The organism is Helicobacter sp. 13S00401-1 (assembly GCF_002272925.1).
In the GTDB taxonomy this organism is placed as follows: domain Bacteria; phylum Campylobacterota; class Campylobacteria; order Campylobacterales; family Helicobacteraceae; genus Helicobacter_I.
This window is the reverse complement of sequence record NZ_MLAR01000005.1, coordinates 51294-71779: the sequence shown is the minus strand read 5'-3', so window position 1 is coordinate 71779 and position 20486 is coordinate 51294. Positions and strand designations below refer to the sequence as shown.

Genomic DNA, 20486 nt, shown 5'->3' with positions numbered 1-20486 from the left:
AAAGCTAGATATGAGTAAGTTTTTAAAACAAACCTTAGTTTTGCTCCTAACTTTAAGTGCTTATGCTAGTGCTTTAGAGGGGGCTAATAACAGTGTAAGAAATCTAGACTTACTTCAAAAGCAAGAAAGAAATAACTATGTAAATACTGAGTTAGATAATGTAGAAAAAAAAGCCTCCCCTCCAAAGTTAGAATCTAGCAAAGGAGGCATAACACCTCAAAAACTCTATGTTTTTAAAACTATAAAACTATTAGATAGTAAGCACAAAAACTACAAACTTAAAGAGATAAATAAAGACTACACTAACAAAAACCTAACTTTAAATGACATCTATCAAATAATCATCACTTTAAATAACGCCTACTTAGCTAAAGGCTATAGCACTACTTTAGTCACTATTAAAAGCATAGATGAAAAAGATGGAATCCTAACTCTAGAAGTAAAGTATGGCTATGTAGATAAAGTGGTATTAAATGGCGTTAGAAATGACTTAGAAACCATTCTAGGCTCCCCTTTAAAAAAAGGTAAAATTTTTAATCTCTATGACTTAGACCAAAGTATAGAAAACTTAAGCATAGCCTTTCCTAACATCACTTCTAGCATAGTTGCAAGCAACAAAGAAAACTACTCAGATATCATCTTTACAGGTAAACCAAAGTATTTTAATGCCTCACTTGACTACAACAACAACGCCCTAAAAAATCACGGTCAAAACAGACTTGGACTTAGCTACTCACAAAATAACTTCTTGCATATAAATGACAAACTTACTGCCTACTACATCTATAGGATAATCACTGATAGCAACAAGTACAAAGAAAACACCTTCTTTGTAAACTATGGCTTTCCTATATCTAAGTGGTCTTTTTTGTATTCATTTCAGTATAGTGGGACTAGTGCTACACTAAGTGGTAATGCTGGAAGTTTTATAAACAAAAATGTCATATCAAGACACTCGCTTATGATAAAAAGAGTGATTTTTAGAGATCAGTTCTCCAAACTCTCACTTTATACTTCACTAAATCTAAGAGATAGTCTAAATACTATAGCAAATGTAAGACTTAATGAATCTAGTGGAATTTACACAGCCATAAACCTAGGTATAGAGTTTTCAACTAGACTATTTGGAGGAAACTTTTATATAAGCACTGAGTATCAAAAAGGCCTCCCTCTACCTGGAACTAAGAAAAATGATGGTGGGATCTATGATATAAACTATCAAAAATTCTACCTAAGCTCAGCCTACCAACGCTATCTTTACACAAACAAAATAGCTGGAATCTTATATAGAGGGAATCTTGTAGGAAGCTACTCTAAAAATCCACTTCTTTTTAATGATAAGTTTTTTATAGGAGATGAGTATAGTGTAAGAGGCTTTAAAGAAAGCTCTCTAGCCCTAGATTATGGAATCTATCTTAATAACACCATATCTTTTAAACCCTTTGGCCTTTCAAGATTTCTAGCTGGTCTTGAGCCTTTTATAGGATTTGATATGGGTTATGGGAGGGATTATGAGTTAAGTCATAGCGACTTTATCATAGGAGGAGCAGCTGGAATCTACTACAACATAAAGTACTTCTCACTTAGCCTAACTTACTCTATACCTCTAAAAAAATCTTTTGATATGCCAAATGAAACTAATCCTATCTACATTAGAGCTTCTCTTAATATCTAAGCATTTTTATCTTTTAATCCTTTTTTTGCACTTAGATTATGCTTAAGGTTAAGATAAAAGCATTTTAAAAATAATTTTGGAGAAAATGCGCCAAGCTCCCCCCCCCCCCCATATCTTTTATATAGGTTTACTTCATCACCTTTTTGTAGCTCTACTTTAACATCGCTTAATCCCCTTAAGTACTCATGCCCACCAAATCTAGGATGAGACTTATTAAGCAAGGTTATATTAGCCCTTAGTTTAGCTAGCTTTAAAAAAGGCACATCTTTATAAAAGTGAAATCCTAGCGCTTCTAAATGTTCCTCAGGCACTAAAAAGTTAGCTCCTATAATCTTTGGTTTTTTGCCGTTTTTAACTACATCTATAAGATATCTATTTAAGTGGCTCTCATCATGCCATACTGCTACAACATCTTTTTGCAAGTCAGCTTCTACTCTTGCTGCTAAAGTCTCTATTAACTCTAAGTACTCTTTAGCCCTACCACCATTTAACGCCCCCATAACATAACAAAAACCTTCATCATCTTTTATGCAAGCAAGCGAGTTAGGGTCTTTGCAGTAGCTTTGCCTAAAGCTCTCCCTGCTTTCCCAGTTCATATCTGGCAAGATGCAAGAAAAAGCAGGATGTCTTGCAAAAACTAGACCTTCATCCTTGGAAGGAAGTATCATGGGGGCTGTGATCTTTTCTAAAACTAGGGCATTAGCATTAAAGAAAAATATATAATCAAAACTTGCAAGTTCTTCTTTTATACCTTCAAACATAGCAAAACGCTTTAAAGTATCATAAGGCCAGCCAAGTTTTGCTTGCTCTATCCTTACTATATTCTCATGTGAAGTTATGTTTTTAGAATCTGTAAAAACAAAGTAAGTCTTTTTAGTATTAGGCACGAAGTTTTTTTCCATGTTTTCATAAAAGTCATTAAAAAAGATGTCATAGCGCCCTAAGGCTATATAAAGAATGGCTATAGTGTTAGTTTTAAAAGGGTTAAGCATGATTTATCCTTGAAGTTTTTAAGCTTTTTTGTACAAGTTCTAAAACCTCACTTACTTTTATAGAATCCATATCAATCCTTTTTAAATCATCTTTAGCTAGATCTGGTTCCTTATAAGTTTTCATGCCATGATATACCCCACTTGGAGTTATATATATCCCCTTATCATCCTTAGTAAAACTACCCCACCTAAAGCAGTTCATCGTTAGCTTATCTGGATAAAAGCCTATAGTTTGCACACCTAGTGCACCTGCTACATGTAAGGGACCTGTACTATTAGTCATAAGCAAGGAAGCTTCATTGATAAGGGCCATAAACTCACGTAAGCTAACTGGCTTTAAAAAGTTTTCTTCATCTAAGTTTTTTGCTTCTTTGGTATTAAGTATATCTTTCATCTCATTACTAGAACCAGTAATCAAAACATTATAGTTAGTTCTTAGCTTGCTAGCTAGAGTTAAAAAGTTTTCTTTACCCCACTCAACACTATTACCATTGCTACCAGGATGTATGATAACTAAAGGCTTTTTTTCTTTAAAGTTAGATTCTATAAAAGCTTTAGCTTTCTTACTCTCTTCATCACTTACATATAGTTTAGGGAAAAAGTTAGTATCACAACCAAGTGTTTTTATGATGTCTAAGTTATACTCTGCTTCATTTTTTAAACAAAGTGAGCGCTTTTGTCTTACTCTCTTAGTTAGCAAAAGAGAATAAAGCTTCATAAAACTTCCTATCCTTATAGGGATGCGCGCTTTAAAAAGAGCAGGAGTAGTTTCTTTATCAGCCACAAGAGATATAGAGACATCAATCTTAGCTGCTTTTAATCTCCTAACTAAGGAAACTTTATCAAACTTGCCGTTAGTGTTAAGGTTTATAACACCATCTACAAAAGGAGAGTTTTCAAAAAGTGGGGCTGTGTAGTCTTTAGCAAGATAGTAAACTTTAGAGTTTTTAAATCTAGTCTTTAAGCTTTCAGCTACTGGTAAAGATAAGACTACATCTCCTATATGATCAGGCCTAACTATCAAAAAGTTATAGCTTTTATTAATATCTAGCTTCATCAAAGTTTTACTCTCCTTAGCTAAAGTGCTTTTTATGCACTCATCACTTAAGCAATTATAAAACAACTTAACTTTGTTTGTAAAACTATTAGGTAGAATGAAGGCTTTATAATACCTATTCTCAAGGATATGACATGGACACTAAAGCCTTAAGTTTAGAAGAGTTTTTTACTCTAGTAACCTCTCTCCCAAAGCTTACAGATACAAAACATGAAGAGTTAAATAGCGCGCTTAACCAAGTTTTAAGTGAAGATATCTATGCCCCTTTTGCCCTCCCAAGCTTTACAAACTCAGCAATGGATGGCTACTGCATAGATGCTAGTTTGTGGCATGATGGCGATACTTTTAAGATTAAAGGTGAAATCTTTACTGGCATGGATGTAAAAGAGGGCTTAAAGGAAAATGAATGTTTTCTTATAACTACAGGCGCTAAGATTCCAGAATCTATAAAAAAACCAAGCATCATCATGAAAGAAGATTCTAAATTAGAAGGAGATAAAGTCACTTTTGATCCTCATGCCTTAGAACACAGCCTAAGATATAAAATGCACGTTAGATTTAAAGGTGAAAATGTAAAAGAAAAAGACTTAGTCTTAAAAGCTGGCACAAGGCTAGGTTTTAGCGAGCTAGCTTTACTAGCAAGTTTTGGCTATAAAGATATAAAAGTTTATGTTTCACCAAGCATAGCTATCTTTAGTAGTGGTGATGAAGTCTTAGAATCTAATAACACTCCTTCATCACTAGAAGAAGCAAAGGTTTATGATATAAACTCTCACTCAATCTTTTTAGCCCTAAAAACCTATGGTTACAGGGCAAAAGTAGCAGGTCATCTAAAAGATAGCTTAGAAGAGTATGTTAATAGTTTAAGCAAGACCTTAAAAGAAGTTGATGTAGTTATAACAAGTGCTGGGGCTAGCGTAGGAAGTAAGGACTACACTAAACTAGCCTTAGAGCGTTTAGGTGCAAAAGTGCTTTCTACTAAGCTTTTAGTAAAACCTGGAAAGCCTTTCTTACTTTCAACGCTAAATATAGAGGGAAAACTTAAGTTTATCCTCTCTTTACCTGGGAATCCAAACGCAGCTATCATGAATACCATGCTTTTAATCATCCCTATCTTAAAGCATATAAATAACACCAACCCTAACTTTACAAAAGTAACTGCCACTAATAAAATAGATTTTAAGGCTAATCCTAAACTCACTATCAACGTTTTAGGCGTGTATGAAGATGGCAACTTTAGTATCTATAAAGGTGGTGAGATAAACTCAAGTGATATCTATGCCTGGAGTGAAAATAACGCTATAGCTTCCTTAGCTTACAAAGAAGCTGTCAATAAAAATGATAAAATAGAAGTCATACTCTACAAAATATAGGAGGTTTCACATGTTAAAAGTTTTATTTGGAGTGAGTGATACAGAAGAGTGTAAAAAAGCCATACCTGCCATCATGAAAATATTTGGTCATAGAGAAGATGTAGTAGTGCATCTAATGCACGTCGTAGCCAACACTGTAGTTTTTGCAGAAAGTGGTATAGTTGACTATTCAGCCATAGAAGAACCTCAAGAAGAAGAAAGCAATGAAGTTTTAAACTACTTTGCAGACACCCTTACTAAAGAAGGTGTGCGCTGCAAAAGATACCTAAGACATGGCGACCCAATAGATATCATCTTAGAAGAATCTCACATGCACGACCTACTAGTTATAGGTGACTCTGAACACTCTTTCCTTCATAAAGTTTTTAGCTCACATGGAAGTAGCTTTATACACAACTCTCCAATCCCAGTTTTAATAGCCAAATAACAAGCCTTATATCTACTTACCAAAATAGATAGCTTTTCATAAGACTTAGCGTTTTATGGAAAGACTTTTAAGTGTTTTATAAAATCTTTAAATCTTTGCATAATAAGATTCTTACTAAATCTAATCTGCTTAAAAAATATTAGTTATAGGGGAAAAGTAAGTATAAAAATCTTAAAAGCTAGAATCTAAATCGTTACAAGAGATAACCTATTTAAAACTTTAAATTCTAAAATTATAAAGCTAGTTTAAAAGCCTTTAAGTAAAGAGAACATATCCCCTTTACTTAAAGTTAAGGCAAGTTGAAGCTAAGTTTTACTTGACCTTATCACCAGTATCTTTTAAGTTAACACCCTCACTTATAACTTTTATTAAATCACTTGAGTTTATAAGTTTAGGATTCCTAAAGATAGGATGAAAGTTGTTTTTAACTAGTGGTTTAGTTTGTGCTTGAGGCACGTGACAAGTAGTACATACAAATCTTGAACCATCTAGTTTGCCATGATCATCTTTGTTGTTTCTAAAGTCAAAAAAGTGAGACTTTGGCATAGGAGTTGCCCCTACACTTTTAGCAACATCAGGCATGTGACAACCCATACAAGAGTTGTTATCCTTAGTTATAGGAAGCAAGCCATCTAAACTGTGAGGTATTTGAGGTGGAGCGTTTTCATACGCTCTTTTTATCCTTGTAGCCTCACCTGGCCCTTTTTTAGTCCAAGTGTACTCAGGCAATACTACATCTGTAGCTATAAGTGGCTCTTTTCTTAAAGACATCTTATCTTGAGTTACCACATGTGGATCATTTGAGTGATAAAGTGGATCTTCTTTATTAGCACTTTTAGAGTTACTATTGCCATAGGCTGCTAGCATAGATGCAGCAAAGACACAAAGGGCGGTAATTTTTAGTATATTTTTCATCATCTCCTCCTTAAGCTTTATATATGTTTACAGCGCATTTTTTATAATCAGTTTGGAACGAGATAGGGTCAGTTGCATCTAAACAAACTTTATTTACAAGTACTCTCTCATCAAACCATGGCACAAACACAAGTCCGCTTGGAGGTCTATTCCTAGTGCCGCTTACATCAACTCTAACTTTTACCTTACCGCGTCTGCTTTCTATCCACACTATATCATCTTGGGCTACGCCTAACTTTTTAGCATCATTTGGGTGCATATAACAAAGTGCTTCAGGTACTGCTTTAAAAAGCTCAGGCACTCTCATAGTCATAGTTCCACTATGCCAGTGCTCTAACACACGTCCAGTAGCAAACCAGAAAGGATACTTAGAATCTGGTATCTCGCAAGGTTCCATATAAGGTCTAAAGAAGATTTTTGCTTTATTGTGTATGGATACTTTTTCAGTTCCTGGTTTGTGTAAGTCTCCTTTTAATATAGAGGCATTTTTATTTCCATAAAAAGCAAACTCACCACCATCACCAAACTTTCTAGCATAAGGATCATACTTAGCGTTAAATCTCCACTTTGTTTCCACACCATCTACAACAGGCCATCTTAAGCCTCTTACTTTGTGATACAAATCAAATGGCGCTAAATCATGTCCATGTCCTATACCAAACTTTCTATACTCTTCCCAAAGATACTTTTGAACAAAGGTACCATAGCCCTTAAAAGGCTTGCCATCACTACCTATGACATTTCTTTTATCACCTCTTAATTCTGTGTTTAAATGGTACTTAGTTACTGGGTCATTACCCTTATATTGTTTTGCTTCTTTGTTGTTAAAAAGCACATCAAAAAGTGTGTTATCTTCACTATAACCCATAGACTTAGCCTCAGCTAAAGCATTTTTAAGTCCTAATTCTGGGAACTCTTTACTCCAAACTTCTTTTAGTTTAAAGCGCTTAGAAAACTCATACATCTGCCAAATATCAGGCATAGAGTTTCCTGTAGGTGTTACGCTTTGTCTCCAGTGCTGAGTTCTTCTTTCAGCGTTTCCATAAGCACCCCATTTTTCATATATCATAGAACTAGGCAAGATTAAGTCAGCTACTCTTGCAGAAACTCCTGGGTAGCAATCACTTACTACTATAAAGTTATCCATCTCTCTTGCTGCTTTTATCCAGTGGTTGGCATTAGCAGTGTTTTGCCAAGGGTTATTAACTTGTACCCATGCAAACTTAATCTTAGCATCTTCCATATCACGCATAATCTTTACGAAGTGAGAACCTGGCTTAGTATTTATAACACCAGTTGGCAGATGCCATATCTTTTCAGCTATCTTTACATGTGCTGGATTAGTTACTACCATATCTGCTGGAAGTCTATTTGCAAAAGTACCGACTTCTCTTGCAGTTCCACAAGCACTAGGTTGACCAGTTAAAGAAAAAGCACAATCTCCTGGAGTGCCTTGCTTACCAACTAGGAAGTGAACCATGTAGGATTGCTCATTAACCCAAACACCTCTTTGATGTTGATTAAAGCCCATAGTCCAAAAACTCATAATCTTTCTACCTTTTTCCATGTAGTAAGATGCTAGAGCTTGAAGTTTTTTCTTAAAAGATTCTATGCTTTCACTATCATCACCCTTAGCTATTTTTGCAACGTAGTCTAGTGTATAAGGTTTCAAGGCAGTTTTAAACTCTTCAAAACTTATCTCCCAGTTAGCACCTGCTTTTTTAACATGCTTCATTTCTAATTTATCATTAGCTTTTATACCAAGATAGCTAAGACCAGGGGCTTCTTCTTCGCTTATAACTTTAACGTGCTGTTTTTTCATAGTTTGGCGTTCTAAGTCGGAGTATTTTGGATTGTCTATATCTTCTCTCATACCATAGCCTATATCTATGAAGCCAGTTGTAAACACACAGTTTTTCTTAACAAAATCCCAGTCAATCGAGTTTGGATTGTTATAAACTATCTCATGGGCTATATAGTTCCATATGGCTAAGTCTGTGCTAGGCTTAAAGACTATCTCGATATCTGCCATATCACTAGTTGGATTAGAAAAAGTAGTTAGGTTGATAAGTTTATATCTATCTGGTCTTTTTAGTTTAGCGTCTGTAATCCTAGTCCATAAAATTGGGTGCATCTCAGCCATGTTAGATCCCCAAGTTATAACTGTATCAGTTATCTCTATGTCATCATAACAACCACTAGGCTCATCTATACCAAAAACTTGCATAAAGCCACCAACTGCAGATGCCATACAATGGCGTGCATTTGGATCTATATTATTAGATCTAAACCCAGCTTTCATTAGCTTAAGTGCAGTATAGCCTTCTTGCACAGTGTACTGACCTGAACCAAAGATTGCTATACCAGTTGGCCCCATATCATTATAAACTTTCTTAAACTGCTTTTCCATCTCATCAAAAGCACGCTGCCAACTTACTACCTTAAAAGGAGCTTTTTTATCAAACTCACCTTTGTCATTAAGTCTTAAAAGTGGTTCTTTTAATCTATCTTGGGCATACATTATCTTAGAAGTAAAATAGCCCTTTATGCAGTTTATCCCCTTATTAACCGGAGCATCTAAGTCTCCTTTTACAGCTACTATCCTATCATCTACTGTAGCTATCATTATCCCACATCCTGTACCACAGAATCTACATACACTTTTATCCCAGGACCACTTTTTTTCAGCCTTAGAGGCTTTTGCGCTAAGATTTGTACTAACAGCAAGACCAGCACTAACTGCTGCACTTGCGAGTGCTGCTTGTTTGATAAAGTCTCTTCTACTTAAACCACTTTCCATGCTCTTCCTTTCCTAATAGAATGTAAACATGATAGGGTATTTTTCTCAAAATGTAAGCAACATGAATCAATAAAATCAAAGTTTTTTTGATTTTTTCATAAAAATGGTAAAAAATATATTACTTTTTGTACTAGAGATAGAATCTAGAACCTTATAAGTGTGATGCTTTTATCTTAATGCATTTGATGCTATATTACTACTTACATTAATCTTAAAGGAAACAAAATGAAAAAGATAGCAACTACTAAAGCACCAGGTGCTATAGGACCTTACTCACAAGGCATGATAGTTGGAGATTTAGTTTTTACTAGCGGGCAGATTCCACTCCGTCCTGATGGAAGCTTCTTAGAAGGTGATGTAAAAGAACAAACCCATCAAGTATGTAAGAATCTAAAAGCTGTTTTAGAAGAAGCTGGATCAAGCTTAGAAAAAGTAGTAAAAACTACAGTTTTTTTAAGTGATATGGGCTACTTTGCAGACTTTAATGAAGTTTATGCAGAGTATTTTGCGCACAAGCCAGGACGTAGCACAGTGGCAGTTAAAAGCTTGCCAAAAGATGCTAAAGTTGAGATTGAGTGCATAGCGACACTTTAAAGATTGTATTTATATAAGTTTGGATGGATAATTTTGAAACTTTAAACTATCTTAATTACTGCTTCCTAGCATAACTTTTCTATATCTATCTCTAATAGTAGAGATAGATACTAACTTTCCTTCCCTTAAGACCTTCCAAACATCATAGCCATTAACTCTAGTCTTTTTACCAAGCAGCCTGCCAGCAACTTCATGCATAGATATAGCCTTACCCTCACAACTAAGCTTGCCACTTTCTTCAACCAACGTAGCATGTGCACCACTTTGTAAGTAAAACTCTTCTCCTATATCAAAGCACCCTGCTTTTACCATATCTTTAAACGCAACTTTTAGTGGTTTTTTATCAAAAGTGGCATTTTCTATATCACTAATATTTGGCACAATACTTTCAAGCCTAGCCTTCCCATATTTAATGTAGTTTTTATCTCTTTCTATTAACGTATAGTTTCTACCTACTAACTTTGCTACCGCCCCAGTTGTCATAGTCCCACCAAAAGGATCAAGCACTAAGTCCCCTTTTGTAGTAAAAAGATTTAAGATTCTATATAGCAAGCTTTCAGGTTTTTGAGTGCTGTGTACTTTTTTACCGCTATCATCTTTTAAGCGCTCACTACCAGCACAAACTGGAAAGCTCCATATACTCCCTAGTTGCTTGTCTTCATTTAAATGCTTACCAGTTTTATAATTAAAAGTAAACTTAGATGTTTTTCCTTTCGCTGCCCAAATCAAGGTTTCATGAGAGTTACAAAGCCTTGTACCGCCAAAGTTTGGAGTTGGATTAGCCTTTTGCCAGATTATGTCATTTATCACCCAAAATCCAAGTTCTCGCATTATACTGCCTATCTCATAAATAGACTGCATACTAGAAATCACACATATACTTCCATCACGCTTTAAAAGGCGTCTAACTTCAAAAAGCCACCCCCTTGTAAAGTCCTTATAAGATTCCATGTTTTCAAACTTATCCCAGTCATCCTCGCAGCCTTCAAACCTTTCACCACTAACCCTAAAAAGCTTTTTTTTAGAATCTAGTTGCATAAAGTAAGGTGGATCAGCAAAACAAAAATCAAAACTCCCACTTGGAAGCTTTTGCATGACTTCTATACTATCACCTTGTAAGATTTCATTGATGTACTTCAAATAGATTCCCCCATGTAAGAAGTGATTTAACAGCATGCATTTAACTATGTTTTTTATAAAAGCTAACTTTGTGTAGCTATATATTTTAAATGTATATTAATAAAGGGAGTTTTAAACGAAGCAAAAAAGGTGGTGGAGTGTAGGGGGATCGAACCCCTGACCTCAACGCTGCCAGCGTTGCGCTCTCCCAGCTGAGCTAACACCCCATAAATGAAGTTTAAATATCTTTTAATGCTAGCTTTAAGTTTTTAAAGGACTTTTAAAGCCTAGGTTTGAATTATAAAACAAAAAACTTAAATCTAACTTACTTTACAAACACACACCCAAATTATCATTTTATATAGGCAATTCCAATCTCTTTATACTATTAACTAAATCTTTATTCCAACACTTTTTTTCGCACTGTTTATTATTTGTATGTTTAAAAAAAAGGGGGCTATCCTCCTCCTCACACTCCCGCAAAGCCTGTGAAAGCTTAGGCTTCCTTAAAACTAGTACTAGTTGCTTGCAAGCAACTAGGGCCTTCTTTTTGAGAAAGCATTTTTTTAGTGTGAGCCAAGGGGAGGGCCTCACTACTTTTGTTTTTAGTAAAGCGTAAGCTTCCTTGAAAACGCAAGCTTCCTTGAAAAATCACGCATTCCGCACTACTGCTTACTTTTTTTATGATTTTTGCACTACCAAACAAGGCGAGAATACTTTTGGATTAAAAGAATTATAATTATAATGATTTATCTACGTAAAATAACTGCTTATTAAATATAAGCTTACTCTAAAAAGTATCTTATAGCCCCAAAACCTGCCACACCTAAAGACTTAACCAACTCTAAATTAGTATCATTTATCCCACCTAAGGCTATAGTCTTACTTTTAAGTTCTAAAGGCAAACTTTTAAAGTACTCTATCCCTTTAGGCGTGCCCTTATTAGGAGTGGCAAAAAGTGGGCTTAAGGTAACAAAACTAGCACCAAGGCTAAGAGCTTTAAAGGCAGCTTTTTGATCGTGAACTGAACAGATAATCTCCACTTTAGAATCTAAATGATAAGAATGTGATGTTTTAGATTCTAAAAAAGTTAAAAACTTTTCTTTTAAGTGGAGACCTACTTTTACACCCTCTTCTAACAAATCAAGACTAGTTTGAAGATAAGTAAAGTTTACAAAGGGATTAATCCTTTCTTCCTTGCACACTTGCAAAAACACATCAAGCAAAGCTCTTTGTTTAGAATCTAAGTCTTCACTTTTTGTCTCAAGTCTAAAACAAGCTAGTTTAACACCCTTAGCTTTAGCCTTTAAAAGATTACTCTTAAAAAGCAAGGGAGAATTATTAGGATGATAAAGTGGTGAGGTTATAAGATAGCCAAACAAAGCTATCTTACTCTTCTATGTGCTTGTTAACACTATCTTGTGATAAGCCATGCTCACTTAGATTCACAAAGTACAGCATAACTCTTAAAAGTAGATTAAAAAACATGCATAGGCAAAAAGCAGCTAGTGCATATAATACAGCTAGCAAAAACGGCCTAAAAAGAAAGAGGATAACTACAGCGCTAAATATAGCTAAACCAAAAAAAAGGCCTATAAAAAAGCGAAGTGAGGCTACTAGGAAGCGTGCAGACTGTCTTTCTTTGGGCGTCACTTTAAAATGCTACCTTAGTGCTCTTCATCTATGATAACAGCACTCGCTAGATATATATAAGTTAGTATCATAAACACAAAGGCTTGAAGCACAGCCATAAACATTAATATAGCAAAAGGTAAAAGAGGAACTATCCAAGGGATAAGTTGCAACATAACTAGCAAGAACATATCATCGCCTTTTATATTCCCAAAAAGCCTAAATGCTAGTGATACTATCCTAGAGAAGTGTGAGATAACTTCTACTGGAAACATCAAAGGTGATAAAAGCAAGATAGGACCTGCAAAGTGGCCAAAATACTTTTTAAAGCCATTAGCCTTGATGCCTTCATAGTGGTAGTAGAAAAAGACTATGAGAGCTAAAACTAACGTGTAACTAGTACTAGAGCTTGGTGCTTCAAAACCTGGGATGATACCTATAGCGTTGCAGTAAAAAACATAGATTCCTATAGTTCCTGCTAGTGGAAAGTACTTTCTAGCTAGCTTGTCACCTAGTGCATCCCTACCTATATAAAGCATACCACCTATAATGTACTCATAGAAGTTTTGAAGGCCTGTAGGAACAACTTGCATACGTCTAGTAGCTAGCATGCTTATGACTATAGTAATGATGGCTATAAGAACAGTATAAAAGCCTATGACAAAGCTGTGATTGTTACTTATAAATCCCGCAAAGGTAAATAATCTTCCTTCCATGTACACCCTTTTTTTATAATGTCATAAGGATAGCTTGGATTAACTTAAAATATATTGATATGGTATATAAAATTAGAATCTATATCTTAAAATATTAGGTTTATTTGACATTACAAATTAGCTAGATATAAAATACCAAAAATTATATAAGACAGTTTTAACTAAGGAGTAAAAGTACTATGGGAAGAGCGTTTGAGTATAGACGGGCGGCAAAAGAAAAAAGATGGGATAAGATGAGTAAAGTCTTTCCTAAACTAGCAAAGGCTATAACTGTAGCGGCTAAAGCTGGAGGAAGCGATCCTTTAATGAATGCAAAACTTAGAAGTGCTATAGCAACTGCTAAGGCACAAAACATGCCAAAAGACAACATAGAAGCAGCCATTAAAAGGGCTAGTGGTAAGGATGGAGACTTTGTAGAGTTAACTTATGAAGGCAAGGCTCCTGGAGGGGTTTTAATCTTTGTGGAGTGCACTAGTGATAATCCAACTAGAACAGTAGCCAACCTAAAAAGCTACTTTAATAAAAGTAAAAACGCCTCTTTGCTAGTTAATGGATCAATTGATTTTATGTTTGAAAGAAAAGCACAGTTTAAATTTAAAACTAGTGATGATTTAGATTCTATAGAACTAGCTTTAATAGACTTTGGATTAACTGAGATAGAAAAGGCTGAAGATGAAGAAAATGTTTTTATAGCCTATGCTAACTTTGAAGATTTTGGTCACATGCAACAAGGTCTTGAAGGCTTTCCTAATATAGAGATTCTAAGCTCAAAAACAGTGCGCGTTCCAACAACTCCAGTAGAAGTTAGTGAAGAAAACTTAGAAATAGTAGAAAAACTACTAGATAAGATAGAAGATGATGATGATGTGCTAGCAGTTTACACAAATATCTTGTAATATATAGTTAGTTAAAACTAGATGCTATAAAAAGTTGGCATCAAATTTGCTTTAAATCTATAACTTTTAGGTTGGCCGCTTAGGTTTTTAAGGAGACTTCAAATGAGTATATATAGCACTCTAGGACCAAGTTTTGATACTTCAAAGGCCTATAAACTAGTCTATCAAGCACTAGATTATAGATCTTTAAGACAAGACTTAATAGCAAGCAACATTGCTAACATAGACACACCTTACTATAGACCAAAAGATGTAGACTTTGAGACCATGCTAGCCCAAAAAGAAAAAGAGATTTTTGATGGTGGAAGTAGTGACAAGACTTTAAAACTAGCAGAAACTTCAAGTAGACACCTAAGTGGCAATATCAACTCTTCAGATAAGGCTTCCATATTTTTTAGAGATGGCCACTTAGCTAGGAATGACGGTAACAGCGTAGACTTAGATGTTGAAACAACAGAGCTTTCTAAAAACTCCATGATGTATCAAGCACTAACTACAGCACTAAAAATGCATAAGGGTATATTTGCCTATGCACTAGATTCTAGTAAAAACCTATAAGGACTAAGCCATGTTTTTAAGTACTTTTGATATCAGCGGTTATGGGCTTTCAGCTCAAAGATTTAGAGTAAATGTAATATCTTCTAACATAGCTAACGCCCAAACTACAAGAACAGATGAAGGCGGACCTTATAGGAGACAAGAAGTTATACTTAAATCTTTTGACTTTAATAAAATGTTAAACCAAAAGCTATCTAAAGATAATGACTTAATAGGCTATGAAGACCCACTAGATGAAGGAGACTTTGATAAAAAGCCAGAACCACCTATAACTGGCGTTTATGTGGATAAAATAGTACGTGATGATAAAGCACCTATTATGAAATACGACCCTTCCAACCCAGATGCAAACTCAGCAGGATATGTTGCTTACCCAAATATTAATCCAGTTGTAGAAATGGCCGATCTTATAGAAGCTACAAGGGCATATCAAGCAAATGTAGCTGCTTTTCAAAGTGCTAAGAGCATGGCAAGCAACGCTATAGCGATGTTCCACGGCTAGAGTTTTATCCAAGGAGGACAAAAATGGCGCAGATTAACAACATAAGCGTTCCAAAGCTTAGCGATATATCTCTCACAGACGCTCCAAGTGGCGTTAAAGAAGGTGGTGCTAACTTTTCAACACTGCTTAAAAAGTCTTTAGATGAGCTAAATGTATCTCAAGAGGCTTCTGATAAGGCCTTAGCAGATATGGCTAGTGGTCAGATCAAAGATTTGCACCAAGCAGCCATAGCTATAGGCAAGGCAGAAACTAGTATGAAGTTGATGCTAGAAGTGCGCAATAAAGCAATTAGTGCCTATAAAGAGATACTAAGAACGCAAGTTTAAGCTTAGAGTAGGCTTTACTTGCAGAAAAAAGACTTATCTACAAAAACTAATATAAATAATGACAAATCATCTTCAAACATCTACCCTGAAGGGGAAGATGCAGGAAGAAGCACCACTGCTACACAAAACTCACTTAACAACACTCAAAACACTACATCTTTTAGTTTTTATGAAAGAGATGCTTTAGCACAAAGAGAAGAGAAAGAAGAAAGAGAAAGGCTACAAAAAGCAGTAAGACAAAAGGCAGAAAACTCAAGTCTTTATCCTAATAAAATACAAAACACTAACATCCCCAAAATACCAAACAAAGAAGAAGCTCCTAGACAAACTAGTAATCAAATCAAAACACAGAATCTAAATCATAACCAAACTACCCAACTAAACCAAAAAAGCAAAGAAAAGCCTTTAGATTCTAAGCCTCTAGAAAGTAGCTACATAAGACATAAAAAAGTAAGCCCTACTAAACCTAAGTCTAGCAAAGCCCTCTCATCTAACAAGATAAGCCCTTATAATCTAAAAAAAACTTATAGCAATCATGGAGTAGTTGCAACCAGAGAGCATGAAAATGTTGAAAAGTTTTTTAGGGCAACTAGGCTTTTAGGACTAGTAAGCATCTTGCTTGTTTGTTTTATAGTTTTTATACTAGCAGTGCTTGCTAAAAGCGTGATCCCTAGAAAGATTCCAGCTGTAGTTATTAGTAAAGTAGATGTTGCAAATAGAGGCTCAATTTATAGTAGCGATGGCTACATCCTTGCTAATAGCTCTAAGCTTTATAAGATAAGTATAAATCCAAGGTCTATAAATCCTGCCAAAAAAGACCTCTTTGTAAACCTTTTATCAATCTATGGGAATCTTAAAAAAGCAGACATCTTAAACGCACTTAAGAAAAAAGGTTACGTGACTATAAGCTACTCTGTGCCAGCTACTACTGCCGCTAATTTAAGACTTTTAAATATTAAATTTATAGGCTTAGATGTTTTTCAAGAATACACTGATGCCAAAGGCAAGCTAGTACAAAAGATGGGGCTTGATATACAAGATAGCGGGATAAATAGAATCTATCCTCTAAAAAACGCCATAGAACCAACAGTAGGTTATGTAAGGAAGATAGAATCTGGCCGTATAACCCGCGTTGAAGGTGTAAAAGGTATAGAAAACTATAGAGATGGAATCTTAAGCTCAAAAAGAGATGGCAGGATAACTGGAAGACGTGATATAGGCGATAACATCATACTAAATAAAAGCTCTGAAAGCATCTCAAGAGAAGATGGCTTTAATATAGTTTTAAGCATACCTCTAAACTTGCAAATAAGAATAGAAAAGCTTTTAAAAGAGGCTAATGAAAAGTATAAGTCACGCGAGATGGTAGCAGGCATCATGAATCCTAAAACTGGAGAGATGTTAACACTTGCTTCATCTAATACTTTTAATCCTAACTTAATCAGAAAAGAAGACTACCCTTCACTAAATAGCTCAGCAGTTGAAACCTCTTATGAACCAGGGAGTACTATAAAGCCTATGATTTACTCCTATCTATGGGAGCATGGGCTATTAGATCCTAATAGGGTTATAGACCTAAATAATGGAGTTTATAATCTAAGGGGCTACACTATAAGAGATTCTAGCCCACTTGCAAAAGCAAAAACTAAAGAGATACTAATTAGATCAAGCAATATAGGTATGATGAAACTAACTCAAAACCTTACTGGCCAACAGATGACTGATATATTTAAAAACTTTGATTTAGATAGCATAACTGGCATAGATCTTCCATATGAGCAAAATGGAATCTTACCTAGTGTAAGCTTGCTTAACCGCGAAGTTTATAAGGCAACTGTTAGCTATGGCTATGGATTAAGAGTAACTTTTATGCAGCTACTTAGAGCCTATGCTAGCTTTAGTAATGGAGGCTTGCTAGTAAAGCCTATCATCACTAAGTACTTTATAGCACCCAATGGAGAAAAGTTTAGAGCAAAACCTGAAGAACCAAAAAGAGTACTAACTACAAAGATAGCTAATGGCATGGAAGAACTACTCCATGAAGTGGTAACTAAGGGCACAGGAAGGCGTGCAAATGTAGCTGGAGTTATGGTAGGTGGTAAAACAGGTACTGCTAGAGAAACTAAAGGGGGGAGATATGGCAACCTTTATGTAAGCTCATTTTTTGGCTACGCTAAAGATGATACTAATACCTACACTATAGGTGTAGTTACTTTTGGCTCTCACTCTAATGAAGAGTACTACGCTGCCCAAACTGCGGCACCAGTTTTTTCAGAGATAGTAAAGTTGCTAATTAATGAAGGTTATCTTAAACCAGATAGTAGATTTGATAAAAAAAGATAGTTATTAAAAAGCTAGCTAGGGCTTAGACTAAGGACTACTTAAAAGTAGCCTTAGTTTTTAAAGTATAGAATCTAAAAGATTTTAGATTCTATTAACAGCCATTTAATTAAGTATAGTTTTTATTCTTTAATAACTAGGCTAGTATCTTTAAAGCTTGCTTAGTGGTTAAAACTTCACTTGCTAGATATCTATAATTAATAAGTGCTGCTAAGTAGCCATCACCTTCAGGTAATTTAGCTCCAGCTGTAGCATCTTTTATAACTGCTACTTCAAAACCTTCTTCTTGCAAGTTTCTTAAGTGAGATTCTACACATAAGTTAGCAGCCATTCCACAAAGCAGTATCTGACTTACACCTCTTTTTCTTAGTTGCAAAGCAAGATCATTAGTTTGATTCCCAAAGATTTTATGAGGGCTAGCTATGATAGTTTTATTATCTAAAATATAAGGTTTAAACTCAGGCATAAAGTCAGCCCCACTACCTTCAAAGCCTTCCATAGTAAAAGCACCTTTTCTATCAAACATGCCAGTATTATGCATAAAATGTTCACCTGGTCCACCAAACTCCCACTTATGATCGGTTGGATAATAGAAGTGTGGAGAAACAGCTACGATGATATCAGCAGCCTTTGCACCTTTAAAAAGTGAAAGTAGATGCTCAACTGTATTTTGCTCTTTCAAACTAGCACCAAATGCACCCCAACCTACACCTTTAGGACTTAAAAAGTCAACTTGAGGGTCTATAACTACTAGTGCAAGTCTTTTTTTATCAAATTTCATAGGAACACGAGGCAAGGCGTACTTACTAGGATCTTTATATTTATCCATATCGCTTTGTTCTGCATTTACTGATGTTCCTACTGCTACTGCACCAAGAGCGCCAAGGGCTGCTATCTTTGCACCTGTGTTTATAGCCTCTCTTCTATTTAGAGGGCTTTTTTCATTACTCTTGTCGTATTTCATTAAAACTCCTTAACGTTAAAGTTGGGGAAAGTATATTCAAAAACTAAGCCCAAAAATTAACTAAACTTAAATAATGTAAATTTTTCTTAATATTTATCTATATTTATCAATAATCTGGCCTTATTTTTAGAAAAGCCTAGCTTGAAAATATATATAAAAGTTACATAGTAGCCATATTTAACTTAGATATATAGCATAAGATAAAATTTTATACTTTATATATTTATCTGTTACATCCAGTCTATGATCTGGGCAACTTCTGTTACTTCTATACAGTTTAAAGAAGTTTTTATACCCGGTGGCACATAGGGCAGTAAGACATTTTTAAAACCAAAAGAGGCTAGCTCTTTTAAGATTATCTCAATATTAGGCACAGCCCTTATATCTCCAACTAAGCTTACTTCGCCCAAAAAAGCTGAGCTATGTTTAAGGCTTCTGTTTTTAAAGCTAGAAAGTATGCAAGCTATCAGTGCTAAGTCTGCGCTAGTTTGACTTATCTTTATGCCCCCTGCGACATTAACAAAGACATCATAGTGACCAAGGCCGATTTGAAGCTTTTTTTCTAAAAGGGCTAAAAGCATGTTTAAACGGTTGCTATCAAAGCCATTAGCAAGGCGTTTTGGCACTCCGTACTCATTAGCACTAACTAAGGCTTGTATCTCAACTACTAGTGCCCTACTCCCTTCCATAATCACAGTTGCAGCACTTCCTGGCAAGTCTTTTTTTTGATGAAAAAACTGCTTGTTGGCATCTTTGGCAGAGACTAAACCACTTTGCGTCATCTCAAAGATTCCTATATCTGAGGTAGAGCCAAAGCGATTTTTAAAAGAGCGCAAGATTTTAATCTGACTGTTTTTATCACCTTCAAAGTAAAGCACGCTATCTACCATGTGTTCTAGCACGCGAGGCCCTGCTATGGTGCCATCTTTAGTTATATGACCTATTATAAAAGTGGCTAAGTTTTTAGTCTTAGTTAAACGCATAAGCTCAAAAGTTATCTCTCTAACTTGAGAAACTGAGCCTGGGGCTGCGCTTAGATTAGGCGAGTAAAGTGTTTGTATGGAATCTATTATGCAAACTTCATAGTCTTCACTAAGTAAAGTTAGCTTTATCTGCTCTAATTCTATCTGGCTAAGTAAAAAAAGATTCTCACTTAAAGCATCACAACGCACGGCCCTTTTTTTTATCTGGTGAGGGCTTTCTTCGCCACTTACATAAAGGACTTTTTTGCCATGCTTAGCTAAGTCTCCTGCCATCTTTAAAAGCAAAGTTGACTTGCCAACTCCGGGACTTCCACCTATTAGATAAAGCCCACCTCTTAAGATGCCACCGCCTAAGACTAAATCTAGCTCTGATTGAAAAGAACTAAAGGCGTGAAAGCCCTCTTCTTTTATATCTGTTATCTTTTCAGCTAATGTTACTTCTAGTGAAGATGCACTAGTGCTACTTATATACTCTAGCTTAGTGCTATCTCTTATCTCTACTAGACTATCCCAGCTATTACAACTTGGGCACTTGCCTAGCCACTTAGTGCTATTAAACCCACAGTTTTGGCATTCAAATATACTTTTTACGCCCTTAGTCTTAGCCATAAACCTCT

20 protein-coding genes and 1 tRNA gene are annotated in these 20486 nt (G+C 35.4%); 9 read left to right on the top strand and 12 right to left on the bottom strand.

The features are described from left to right. Nucleotides 1-10: 10 nt before the first annotated feature. Nucleotides 11-1675: a ShlB/FhaC/HecB family hemolysin secretion/activation protein gene (locus tag BKH43_RS04120; RefSeq protein ID WP_095228862.1), complete on the top strand. Its 1665-nt coding sequence runs from the start codon at nucleotides 11-13 to the stop codon at nucleotides 1673-1675. Here the strand turns inward: BKH43_RS04120 and BKH43_RS04115 are convergent. Then, nucleotides 1672-2667: a glycosyltransferase gene (locus tag BKH43_RS04115; RefSeq protein WP_095228860.1), complete on the bottom strand. Its 996-nt coding sequence runs from the start codon at nucleotides 2665-2667 to the stop codon at nucleotides 1672-1674. The two genes, BKH43_RS04120 and BKH43_RS04115, sit on opposite strands and share 4 nt — an antisense overlap. Next, a complete protein-coding gene (locus BKH43_RS04110) occupies nucleotides 2660-3724 on the bottom strand; it encodes a glycosyltransferase family 9 protein (protein WP_143429027.1) in 1065 nt (354 codons plus the stop codon). The genes BKH43_RS04115 and BKH43_RS04110 overlap by 8 nt, the downstream gene beginning before the upstream one ends. Before the next feature lie 134 nt (nucleotides 3725-3858). On the opposite strand from BKH43_RS04110, the gene BKH43_RS04105 reads away from it, so the two are divergent. Both BKH43_RS04105 and BKH43_RS04100 read left to right on the top strand, forming a co-directional pair. After that, complete coding sequence (locus BKH43_RS04105; protein WP_095228856.1) at nucleotides 3859-5097, top strand: molybdopterin molybdotransferase MoeA; 1239 nt, start codon at nucleotides 3859-3861, stop codon at nucleotides 5095-5097. Nucleotides 5098-5107: 10 nt separating this feature from the next. Then, complete coding sequence (locus tag BKH43_RS04100) at nucleotides 5108-5524, top strand: universal stress protein (protein ID WP_095228854.1); 417 nt, start codon at nucleotides 5108-5110, stop codon at nucleotides 5522-5524. A gap of 312 nt (nucleotides 5525-5836) precedes the next feature. Here BKH43_RS04100 and BKH43_RS04095 read toward each other — a convergent pair whose 3' ends face one another. Next, a complete protein-coding gene (locus tag BKH43_RS04095) occupies nucleotides 5837-6439 on the bottom strand; it encodes a nitrate reductase cytochrome c-type subunit (protein ID WP_253248042.1) in 603 nt (200 codons plus the stop codon). A 10-nt stretch (nucleotides 6440-6449) separates the two neighbouring features. After that, nucleotides 6450-9239, bottom strand: coding sequence for a nitrate reductase catalytic subunit NapA (napA, locus tag BKH43_RS04090; RefSeq protein ID WP_095228852.1), 2790 nt, complete (start codon nucleotides 9237-9239; stop codon nucleotides 6450-6452). 225 nt (nucleotides 9240-9464) lie between these two features. Here napA and BKH43_RS04085 point away from each other — a divergent pair, with 225 nt between their 5' ends. Beyond that, nucleotides 9465-9833: a RidA family protein gene (locus BKH43_RS04085; protein WP_095228850.1), complete on the top strand. Its 369-nt coding sequence runs from the start codon at nucleotides 9465-9467 to the stop codon at nucleotides 9831-9833. A gap of 51 nt (nucleotides 9834-9884) precedes the next feature. Here the strand turns inward: BKH43_RS04085 and BKH43_RS04080 are convergent, their stop codons facing one another. From BKH43_RS04080 to BKH43_RS04055, 6 genes are all read right to left on the bottom strand, one after another. Further along, nucleotides 9885-10973: a DNA methyltransferase gene (locus BKH43_RS04080; RefSeq protein ID WP_253248041.1), complete on the bottom strand. Its 1089-nt coding sequence runs from the start codon at nucleotides 10971-10973 to the stop codon at nucleotides 9885-9887. Nucleotides 10974-11103: 130 nt separating this feature from the next. Beyond that, a tRNA-Ala gene (locus BKH43_RS04075) sits at nucleotides 11104-11179 on the bottom strand. 269 nt (nucleotides 11180-11448) lie between these two features. Beyond that, a complete protein-coding gene (locus BKH43_RS04070) occupies nucleotides 11449-11658 on the bottom strand; it encodes a hypothetical protein (RefSeq protein ID WP_095228846.1) in 210 nt (69 codons plus the stop codon). Nucleotides 11659-11737: 79 nt separating this feature from the next. Then, nucleotides 11738-12334, bottom strand: a complete 597-nt coding sequence (locus BKH43_RS04065) for a thiamine phosphate synthase (RefSeq protein ID WP_172402306.1) — start codon at nucleotides 12332-12334, stop codon at nucleotides 11738-11740. 7 nt (nucleotides 12335-12341) lie between these two features. Continuing rightward, nucleotides 12342-12605, bottom strand: coding sequence for a hypothetical protein (locus BKH43_RS04060; RefSeq protein ID WP_095228842.1), 264 nt, complete (start codon nucleotides 12603-12605; stop codon nucleotides 12342-12344). A gap of 14 nt (nucleotides 12606-12619) precedes the next feature. Then, nucleotides 12620-13300 carry a F0F1 ATP synthase subunit A gene (locus BKH43_RS04055; RefSeq protein ID WP_095228840.1) on the bottom strand — a complete coding sequence of 227 codons (681 nt, stop codon included), beginning with the start codon at nucleotides 13298-13300 and terminating at the stop codon, nucleotides 12620-12622. Nucleotides 13301-13479: 179 nt separating this feature from the next. On the opposite strand from BKH43_RS04055, the gene BKH43_RS04050 reads away from it, so the two are divergent. The 5 genes from BKH43_RS04050 to BKH43_RS04030 all read left to right on the top strand — a co-directional run bounded on the left by BKH43_RS04050 (nucleotide 13480) and on the right by BKH43_RS04030 (nucleotide 17925). Then, nucleotides 13480-14196 (top strand): YebC/PmpR family DNA-binding transcriptional regulator, encoded by a 717-nt coding sequence (locus BKH43_RS04050; RefSeq protein WP_095228838.1) that lies wholly within the window; start codon nucleotides 13480-13482, stop codon nucleotides 14194-14196. A gap of 102 nt (nucleotides 14197-14298) precedes the next feature. Then, nucleotides 14299-14754, top strand: a complete 456-nt coding sequence (flgB, locus tag BKH43_RS04045; protein ID WP_095228836.1) for a flagellar basal body rod protein FlgB — start codon at nucleotides 14299-14301, stop codon at nucleotides 14752-14754. A 10-nt stretch (nucleotides 14755-14764) separates the two neighbouring features. Then, entirely contained in the window at nucleotides 14765-15256 is a 492-nt protein-coding gene (gene flgC, locus BKH43_RS04040; RefSeq protein WP_095228834.1) for a flagellar basal body rod protein FlgC, read from the top strand. A 23-nt stretch (nucleotides 15257-15279) separates the two neighbouring features. Beyond that, nucleotides 15280-15582 carry a flagellar hook-basal body complex protein FliE gene (gene fliE, locus BKH43_RS04035; RefSeq protein WP_095228832.1) on the top strand — a complete coding sequence of 101 codons (303 nt, stop codon included), beginning with the start codon at nucleotides 15280-15282 and terminating at the stop codon, nucleotides 15580-15582. Nucleotides 15583-15600: 18 nt separating this feature from the next. After that, on the top strand, nucleotides 15601-17925 hold the full coding sequence (locus BKH43_RS04030; RefSeq protein WP_253248040.1) for a penicillin-binding protein 2: 2325 nt from the start codon (nucleotides 15601-15603) through the stop codon (nucleotides 17923-17925). Between the two features lie 133 nt (nucleotides 17926-18058). Here BKH43_RS04030 and BKH43_RS04025 read toward each other — a convergent pair whose 3' ends face one another. Further along, nucleotides 18059-18886, bottom strand: coding sequence for a cysteine hydrolase (locus tag BKH43_RS04025; protein ID WP_095228830.1), 828 nt, complete (start codon nucleotides 18884-18886; stop codon nucleotides 18059-18061). 230 nt (nucleotides 18887-19116) lie between these two features. After that, complete coding sequence (gene radA, locus BKH43_RS04020) at nucleotides 19117-20478, bottom strand: DNA repair protein RadA (RefSeq protein WP_095228828.1); 1362 nt, start codon at nucleotides 20476-20478, stop codon at nucleotides 19117-19119. Nucleotides 20479-20486 lie beyond the last annotated feature (8 nt).